The organism is Bacillus sp. EB106-06-01-XG163, assembly GCF_058791615.1.
This window is the reverse complement of record NZ_JBYTDS010000030.1, coordinates 1-3,047: the sequence shown is the minus strand read 5'-3', so window position 1 is coordinate 3,047 and position 3,047 is coordinate 1. Positions and strand designations below refer to the sequence as shown.

At 52.9% G+C, this 3,047-nt stretch carries 1 rRNA gene; it reads right to left on the bottom strand.

What is annotated here, in order from left to right:
- Window positions 1-38: 38 nt before the first annotated feature.
- Window positions 39-2,968 (bottom strand): 23S ribosomal RNA (locus tag AC3WTF_RS19130).
- Window positions 2,969-3,047 lie beyond the last annotated feature (79 nt).

Genomic DNA, 3,047 nt, shown 5'->3' with positions numbered 1-3,047 from the left:
TTCTCTCAAAACTAGATAACAGTAAGCATACATTCAAATTGGTTAAGTCCTCGATCGATTAGTATCTGTCAGCTCCATGTGTCGCCACACTTCCACCTCAGACCTATCAACCTGATCATCTTTCAGGGATCTTACTTCCTTGCGGAATGGGAAATCTCATCTTGAGGGGGGCTTCATGCTTAGATGCTTTCAGCACTTATCCCGTCCGCACATAGCTACCCAGCGATGCCCTTGGCAGAACAACTGGTACACCAGCGGTGCGTCCATCCCGGTCCTCTCGTACTAAGGACAGCTCCTCTCAAATTTCCTGCGCCCGCGACGGATAGGGACCGAACTGTCTCACGACGTTCTGAACCCAGCTCGCGTACCGCTTTAATGGGCGAACAGCCCAACCCTTGGGACCGACTACAGCCCCAGGATGCGATGAGCCGACATCGAGGTGCCAAACCTCCCCGTCGATGTGGACTCTTGGGGGAGATAAGCCTGTTATCCCCGGGGTAGCTTTTATCCGTTGAGCGATGGCCCTTCCATGCGGAACCACCGGATCACTAAGCCCGACTTTCGTCCCTGCTCGACTTGTAGGTCTCGCAGTCAAGCTCCCTTGTGCCTTTACACTCTGCGAATGATTTCCAACCATTCTGAGGGAACCTTTGGGCGCCTCCGTTACCTTTTAGGAGGCGACCGCCCCAGTCAAACTGCCCACCTGACACTGTCTCCCCGCCCGATAAGGGCGGCGGGTTAGAAGGTCAATACAGCCAGGGTAGTATCCCACCGATGCCTCCACCGAAGCTGGCGCTCCGGTTTCCAAGGCTCCTACCTATCCTGTACAAGCTGTACCAACATTCAATATCAGGCTGCAGTAAAGCTCCACGGGGTCTTTCCGTCCTGTCGCGGGTAACCTGCATCTTCACAGGTACTATAATTTCACCGAGTCTCTCGTTGAGACAGTGCCCAGATCGTTGCGCCTTTCGTGCGGGTCGGAACTTACCCGACAAGGAATTTCGCTACCTTAGGACCGTTATAGTTACGGCCGCCGTTTACTGGGGCTTCAATTCGCACCTTCGCTTACGCTAAGCGCTCCTCTTAACCTTCCAGCACCGGGCAGGCGTCAGCCCCTATACTTCGCCTTACGGCTTCGCAGAGACCTGTGTTTTTGCTAAACAGTCGCCTGGGCCTATTCACTGCGGCTCTCTCGGGCTTGCACCCTAACAGAGCACCCCTTCTCCCGAAGTTACGGGGTCATTTTGCCGAGTTCCTTAACGAGAGTTCTCTCGATCACCTTAGGATTCTCTCCTCGCCTACCTGTGTCGGTTTGCGGTACGGGCACCTCTCACCTCGCTAGAGGCTTTTCTTGGCAGTGTGGAATCAGGAACTTCGCTACTATAATTCGCTCGCCATCACAGCTCAGCCTTCACGGGAAACGGATTTGCCTATTTCCCAGCCTAACTGCTTGGACGCGGATATCCAATACCGCGCTTACCCTATCCTCCTGCGTCCCCCCATTGCTCAAATGGTGAGGAGGTGGTACAGGAATATCAACCTGTTATCCATCGCCTACGCCTTTCGGCCTCGGCTTAGGTCCCGACTAACCCTGAGCGGACGAGCCTTCCTCAGGAAACCTTAGGCATTCGGTGGAGGGGATTCTCACCCCTCTTTCGCTACTCATACCGGCATTCTCACTTCTAAGCGCTCCACAAGTCCTTCCGGTCTTGCTTCACAGCCCTTAGAACGCTCTCCTACCACTGTTCGAAGAACAGTCCGCAGCTTCGGTGATACGTTTAGCCCCGGTACATTTTCGGCGCAGAGTCACTCGACCAGTGAGCTATTACGCACTCTTTAAATGGTGGCTGCTTCTAAGCCAACATCCTGGTTGTCTAAGCAACTCCACATCCTTTTCCACTTAACGTATACTTTGGGACCTTAGCTGGCGGTCTGGGCTGTTTCCCTTTCGACTACGGATCTTATCACTCGCAGTCTGACTCCCAAGGATAAGTCATCGGCATTCGGAGTTTGACTGAATTCGGTAACCCGGTAGGGGCCCCTAGTCCAATCAGTGCTCTACCTCCGAGACTCTTACCTTGAGGCTAGCCCTAAAGCTATTTCGGAGAGAACCAGCTATCTCCAGGTTCGATTGGCATTTCACCCCTACCCACACCTCATCCCCGCACTTTTCAACGTGCGTGGGTTCGGGCCTCCATTCAGTGTTACCTGAACTTCACCCTGGACATGGGTAGATCACCTGGTTTCGGGTCTACGACCACGTACTCAATTCGCCCTATTCAGACTCGCTTTCGCTGCGGCTCCGCATCTTCTGCTTAACCTTGCACGGGATCGTAACTCGCCGGTTCATTCTACAAAAGGCACGCCATCACCCGTTAACGGGCTCTGACTACTTGTAGGCACACGGTTTCAGGATCTCTTTCACTCCCCTTCCGGGGTGCTTTTCACCTTTCCCTCACGGTACTGGTTCACTATCGGTCACTAGGGAGTATTTAGCCTTGGGAGATGGTCCTCCCGGATTCCGACGGAATTTCACGTGTTCCGCCGTACTCAGGATCCACTCAGGAGAGAACGAAGTTTTGACTACAGGGCTGTTACCTCCTATGGCGGGCCTTTCCAGACCTCTTCATCTACCTCGTTCCTTTGTAACTCCGTACAGAGTGTCCTACAACCCCAAGAGGCAAGCCTCTTGGTTTGGGCTGGTCCCGTTTCGCTCGCCGCTACTCAGGGAATCGCATTTGCTTTCTCTTCCTCCGGGTACTTAGATGTTTCAGTTCCCCGGGTCTGCCTTCTCATATCCTATGTATTCAGATATGGATACCACTCCATTACGAGTGGTGGGTTTCCCCATTCGGAAATCTCCGGATCAAAGCTTGCTTACAGCTCCCCGAAGCATATCGGTGTTCGTCCCGTCCTTCATCGGCTCCTAGTGCCAAGGCATCCACCGTGCGCCCTTTCTAACTTAACCGTTAAAAAGAATCACTACGTGATATCTTGCATTACTAATTGAATGTGAATTACTTCTGTTATCTAGTTTTCAAAGAACA